Origin of the sequence: Thermomonas sp. (assembly GCF_025993755.1) — a bacterium.
Lineage (GTDB): Bacteria > Pseudomonadota > Gammaproteobacteria > Xanthomonadales > Xanthomonadaceae > Thermomonas.
The window spans coordinates 1-5,542 of record NZ_JAMQHN010000069.1; the positions used below are offsets into that span (position 1 = coordinate 1).

Below are 5,542 nucleotides of genomic sequence, written 5' to 3' on the forward strand. Positions count from 1 at the left end.
CAATAAGCGCAAAGAACCCAATAGCGACAAGGAAGAGAGCGCAGGCAAATACGAGGGCTGGTAGGAAGTTCACGAATCTCTCCTGCAGAGGCCTAACGCCCGACATAAGCCGACCCGCGAAGCGGGTTCGGCTTGATGGAGTTGTTAGACCGACTGCGAGGAAATGATGGATACACACGCTGAAAAATTGAGGATTGCTGCAAGCCGATGCACGCGGCACAACGCAGACGTTGCGTTGCTATGCGAGCACGCAGCAACGGCAGCGGACAGGCTGGACGTGCTGGAAGAAGAACACATGCGCTCCTTTGACCGCTGGCACGAGGAACGCAGGAAGCGTGAAGCGATGGCCGTGCACTACGACCGGCTGAGAAGTTTCGTCCTTGCCGCAGGGATGGTTGCGGCACACGGGAGCCCCGCGAAAGGGATTCTCGATGAGGCGGAAAAGTACATTGTGACGCGACAGATGGAATGCTCGATGCGGGATTTAGCCGGACGGGGCGGGATTTATTGGGACGGATCGGTGGAAAGGCGCATTGGATGGGCGTTTCAGAGGTGTTGAAGATCCGCTGAAACGGCTAAATCCCGAGAGGCGGCGCGACACATGGTTTGCTCAATTTCGGGGCGCGCCGTCGGCGAGGGGTGAAAAACGACACATGGTTTGCTCAATCGCCCGGAGGGGGTTTCGGGGCGGAGAAGGCGGCGTAGAAGGTGTTGGCGGTCTTGTCGGCTTCGGCGGCGGCGTCGGCGTAGCGGAAGGCGGCGTGCAGAGATTCGTGGAAGGCCGTCGAGTAGGCGTGGGCGCGGTAGGCGTGGGCGACCTCGGCGATGTAGGTGGCGAGCGGGAGCGGGGCGCCGGCCTTGGCCTCTTCCGCCAGGACGCCGGAAATGGCGAAGAAGAGGGCGTCCATGTCCAGGGGGACGGATCGCTCTGACGCAGGCGTGGCGCGGGTTTCGGGGCCATCCTGCAGGCGCATTGGCTCGCTGCGGGCGAGCTCGTAGGCGTCCAGGCGTTCCGGGCCTTCGCCCGTGAGGAGCCAGTTGGCGTTCCAGCCAAGTTCGACGAGCGCGGCGATGGCATCGGCCGCGATATCGGTGCGGCCGCGTTCCCAGTGGCCGTAGGTGTTCTTGTGCGCCCCAATTTTGGAAGCAAAAGCTGCTTGAGGTTCCGCGCCGCGGATACGAGCAAGACGCTCGCCGCGCGACTTGCGCGAGTTCTCACCTGGGTCCGACTCAGGTGGGAACTGAATTGTTAGCCTGGACATTGGTTCTCACCTAGCCGGAAAGCCGCTTGGTGCCTGCGTTTCAGGCGAAAAGTACGATTTTGGAGGTTCCCACCTAGGTGAGAACTGAAAAGGAGTTGACAAGGCTCCAAAACGGGTCTATGGTCGCTCCACATACATCCCACCTGTTCGAGATTGCGAATGCCTGTTCTCACTCCGCTGAAAAAGCCAGCCACGCCGGACTGGCACTGGGCCGATCTGATGGCCTGCCTGCGCAAGCGCGGGTGGAGCGTCCGTCAGATCGCGATCACCGAGGGCTACAACGATGGCGGGCGCACGTTGCTGGGTGCGGCCCGGCATCCGGCGCCCAAGGCAGAGGCCATCCTGGCCGCCTACGCGGGCGTCGAGCATCCGATGCTGATCTGGCCGAGCCGGTACAACAGCGACGGCACGACTTCGCGCCGGATGGGCCGCACTCCAATGCGCGGCCAGCCTCCGGTCAAGGCTACCACCCACGTGCGGGCGCGCAATCCGCAAAAGGCGGTGGGCCTATGAACAGGGGGGTTGTCAATCGTCCGGCGGGGACGCCGCCGACGGGGCGCGGACGTGCAGCGGCACGCGGCAAGCGCCCTCGACCATCGCAAGGGCTGCGGAAATACCGGCAAGCAGCTCTTCGGATTCTTCGCTCGATGCGTGCCATTGACCGAGCTCTGTCCAGGCTGATCGAAACGCTCGGGGAAACGCCTCTGGGTCAGGCTGGCCGCGGATCAGCGCGTAAACCGCGGCGGTCAGCACCATGAGCTGCCCGGCATGGTTGGCCGTGTTCGCGTTTGCGGCGGTGATCAAGCCCGCCAGCGCGCGGATGGCCTCTTTTTCGTCCATCGGTCTCTCCTGTGTCGAGGGGTTGGGTCGCACCGCCACTCTGACACAGGGGAGGCCGTCTTTTGGCGGGGTGGCCGCATGAGTCGGCAACGTCCAGACGCCTTCACGGGCGAACTTTTTGCCTCCATTCCGCAGGCGGTGCCGGCGGTTCCGGGGGCGATGGACTTTCGCAAGCCGGTCGCGGAGCTGGTGGCGGGGCTGCTGGCGAACGCGAAGCGGGACCGCTACGACGTGGCGGCGAAGATCAGCCGGCTCTGCGACCACGAGACCTCGAAGGCGCTCCTCGACAGCTATACGGCGCCGAGTCGCGAAGAGTGCAATTTGCCGCTGTGGAAGGTGCCCGCGATCGAGATCGCGACCAATAGCCGCGGCATCACCGAATGGCTGGTTGCCGTTCACGGCGGCCGCGTCCTCTGGGGCGCGCAGGTGCTCCAGGCCGATCTTGGCGAGATCGAGAGCCGCATTCAGGCGCTTATGGAGCAGCGGCGCCACGTCAAGGAATACCTGCGGAGGTCCGGGCATGGCGGCTGACGGCGGGCGGGACGTGGACGCGCTCGACGCGCGGGCCATCGGGGAGGTAATCGGCGTCAGCAAGCGCGCCGTGGCCAAGCGGGCGACAGCGGAGGGCTGGGCGTTCGTCGAGACGCGCGTGAGCGGCGGTTTGCGGCGCCAGTACCCCATCGCCACCCTCCCGCCAGAGCTGCGCTCGACGATCGAGCGCGCCCGCGCGCTGCAGGCTGCGGCGGCGGCGCCGGTCTCGGTGGAGCAGGCGGCGGGCAAGCTGGCCGGCGCGCGCGAGAAGGTGCGCGACGGCGTGGATGCGCTGGTGGCGGCGCGGTGGCGCGAAAAGGGCCAGGCGGAAGCGGCGGCGCTGCGCGGCGCGCGCAAGGCGCGGATGGAGGCCAAGCTCGACCTGCTCTCGCGGCTGACCGAATTCGCCCGCGTGCGCGGGCTTGGCGTGTGCGCCGCGATGGACGAATTCTGCGACCTCTACAACTCCGGCGCTCTCGACGTGGGCGTTGCGGTGCGCATGCATACCGGCGCCGACCTGCACCCGTGCACTCTGCGACGCTGGCGGCAGGCCCTGGCCGGGCGCGGCCCGTCCGCGCTGGCGGGCGACTACGGCAACCGGCGCGGCTCCGGCTACCTCGACTCGCACCCGCCGCTGCGCGAATTCGCGCTGGGCGTGCTCTCGGAAAAGCCCCACATCCGCGCGCGGACGCTGTTCGACCTGCTCGGCGCGCGGTTCGCCGACGCGCAGCTTTCGCGGCGGTCGCTGGAACGGTGGCTGTCGGCATGGAAGCGGGACAACGCGGAGCTGTTCCTCTCGTTGACGGACCCGGACGGCTGGAAGAACAAGTACATGGCGGCCTTCGGCAGCTATTCCGAGGGCGTGGTCCGGGCGAACCAGCTCTGGATGCTGGATTCGACGCCGGCCGACGTGATGCTCGACGACGGGCGCCACAGCATCCTCGGCGTGATCGACGTGGCGACGCGCCGGGTGATGTTCCTGGTCAGCCGCACCAGCACTGCCGACGCCGTTTGCCGGCTGATGCGGCGCGCGATTCTCGCGTGGGGCGTGCCGGAAGCCGTCAAGCTCGACAACGGGCGCGACTACGCGAGCGAGAAGTTCGCGCGGCTGCTCACCGCGCTGAGCATCGAATCGCGGTTTTCGCATCCGTTTTCGGGGTGGGAAAAACCCTTCATCGAGCGCGTTTTCGGCACGCTCACGCGGCATTGCTTCGAGCTGCTGACCGGCTACACCGGTCACAGCGTCGCCGACGCGCAGGCGATCCGCGCGCGCAAGAGCTTCCAGCAGCGGCTGGAGCAGCGCGACGCGATCGAGCTGCGGATGACTGCGGCCGAGCTCCAGATGACCTGCGATCACTGGGTTGAGGTCTATTACCAGCACGAGCCGCACTCCGGCGAAGGCATGGACGGGCTGACGCCGTTCGAGAAGACCGCGCAGCTGCGCGACGGCGTGCGCGTGATCGGCGATGAGCGCGCGCTGGACTTGCTGCTGGGCGACGGCGAGCTGCGCACGGTCACGAAGAAGGGCGTGCGTCTCGGCAAGCTCACCTACATCGCGCCGGAGCTGGGCGCTGCGGTAGGGCGCGAGGTGTTGGTGCGCCGCGACGAGGGCGACATGGGTCGCGCGGTGGTCTACCTCGACGACGCCTTCCTGTGCGTGGCGGAGTGCCCGGCCGTCACCGGTATCAACCGGATGGAGGTTTCGGCCGAGGCCAAGCGCCGCCAGCGCGAAGCGCTGAAGGATGCGCGGGCGGCTGCGCGCCGGGCGCGGCGCAAGGTCAACGACGGCGACCTCGCGCAAGAGCTGCTTGCGGATCGGGCGCGCAAGGCCCGCGCGCTGGACGTGCTGCCGACCGAGAACGTGATCCACATCACACCGGCGCTGGAAGCCGCCGCGCAGGCGGCGAAAGAGCTGGAAGCGTGGGAGGCGGGCGACGCGGAACGCCGCGCCGAAACCGAGGCCGTGCGCGCCAGCCAGGACCGCGTCGTCCGCGAGTTCCAGCGCAGCGACGAAACCGCCGAGCGGCGCTTCCGCGAAGCGCTCGACCAGATGCAGCAGCTGGCGGCCGGGGCGCTCGACGAGCTCGCCCAGCGACGGCTGGTCGGCTACCAGGAGACGCCTGAGTTCCAGACGCGCTGGATCGTCTTTTCGGACTTCGGGGCCAAATGGGTAGGCCTCCCGGAAAGCTACAACGCGCTCCTCCCCGAGGACGCGCTTTTTCTCAACCAGAAGGGGTAAGCGATGAGGAACAAGATCGTTCCAGTGGGCAACGTGATGCGCGCGATGGAAGCCTGCAAGGCGCTGCTGGCGCGCAGCGCCGGCATGCCCGGCATGGGCTTGTGCTACGGGTCGTCCGGCCTCGGCAAGACGACGGCGGTGGCGTGGCTGGCGACGCGCGAGAACGGCGTCTACGTCCGCGCCCGCGCCACCAGCACGCCGACCAGCCTGCTCGACACCATCGGGCGTGAGCTGAACCTCGCGCTGAAGCAGCGCGTCGATCTCAAAGTGGACGCGATCGTCGAAAAGCTCGCCCAGACCGGGCGCCCGCTTTTCATCGACGAGGCCGACTACGTGGTCGGCAAGGACGGCGAGAACCGCCTGGCCAACACCGTGCGCGACCTCCACGACCTGGCGACGGTGCCGGTGATCCTGATCGGAATGGCCGGCATCGACCGGCGCATCGCGCTTAGCCCGCAGCTATCCGGGCGCATGGCGCAGTGGGTGGAATTCGCCGGTTGCTCCGAGGCCGACGCGCAGAAGCTCGCCGACGAGCTGTTGGACGTTCGCGTCGCGCCGGACATGGTCCACGTCTGTTGATTTCCATCTAAAACTGAGCCGGGTTTTCCATCGAAAATTGAGCCACCCGCTGGGTGCAGTCTAGGTCACTTGCGTCGGTTGGCGGTGGCGG

At 67.1% G+C, this 5,542-nt stretch carries 7 protein-coding genes; 5 read left to right on the plus strand and 2 right to left on the minus strand.

From position 1 onward, the window contains the following. Nucleotides 1-163 precede the first annotated feature (163 nt). Nucleotides 164-559 carry a hypothetical protein gene (locus tag Q0X16_RS04885; protein ID WP_297831320.1) on the plus strand — a complete coding sequence of 132 codons (396 nt, stop codon included), beginning with the start codon at nt 164-166 and terminating at the stop codon, nt 557-559. 103 nt (nt 560-662) lie between these two features. Here the strand turns inward: Q0X16_RS04885 and Q0X16_RS04890 are convergent, their stop codons facing one another. After that, nucleotides 663-1,262, minus strand: a complete 600-nt coding sequence (locus Q0X16_RS04890) for a hypothetical protein (RefSeq protein ID WP_297831323.1) — start codon at nt 1,260-1,262, stop codon at nt 663-665. 159 nt (nt 1,263-1,421) lie between these two features. Here Q0X16_RS04890 and Q0X16_RS04895 point away from each other — a divergent pair, with 159 nt between their 5' ends. After that, nucleotides 1,422-1,775 (plus strand): helix-turn-helix domain-containing protein, encoded by a 354-nt coding sequence (locus Q0X16_RS04895; RefSeq protein ID WP_297831325.1) that lies wholly within the window; start codon nt 1,422-1,424, stop codon nt 1,773-1,775. Between the two features lie 12 nt (nt 1,776-1,787). On the opposite strand, the gene Q0X16_RS04900 is transcribed toward Q0X16_RS04895, so the two are convergent. Further along, on the minus strand, nt 1,788-2,102 hold the full coding sequence (locus Q0X16_RS04900) for a hypothetical protein (RefSeq protein ID WP_297831328.1): 315 nt from the start codon (nt 2,100-2,102) through the stop codon (nt 1,788-1,790). A 78-nt stretch (nt 2,103-2,180) separates the two neighbouring features. On the opposite strand from Q0X16_RS04900, the gene Q0X16_RS04905 reads away from it, so the two are divergent. Genes Q0X16_RS04905 through Q0X16_RS04915 form a run of 3 tightly spaced genes read left to right on the plus strand, consistent with a single transcriptional unit; the run spans nt 2,181 to nt 5,451 of the window. Next, entirely contained in the window at nt 2,181-2,633 is a 453-nt protein-coding gene (locus tag Q0X16_RS04905; protein ID WP_297831330.1) for a hypothetical protein, read from the plus strand. Next, nucleotides 2,623-4,872 carry a Mu transposase C-terminal domain-containing protein gene (locus Q0X16_RS04910; RefSeq protein WP_297831334.1) on the plus strand — a complete coding sequence of 750 codons (2,250 nt, stop codon included), beginning with the start codon at nt 2,623-2,625 and terminating at the stop codon, nt 4,870-4,872. Before Q0X16_RS04905 ends, Q0X16_RS04910 begins: the two co-directional genes overlap by 11 nt. 3 nt (nt 4,873-4,875) lie before the next feature. After that, the gene (locus Q0X16_RS04915) at nt 4,876-5,451 is read left to right on the plus strand and encodes an ATP-binding protein (protein ID WP_297831337.1); all 576 of its coding nucleotides are present in this window, start codon (nt 4,876-4,878) and stop codon (nt 5,449-5,451) included. Nucleotides 5,452-5,542: the final 91 nt, after the last annotated feature.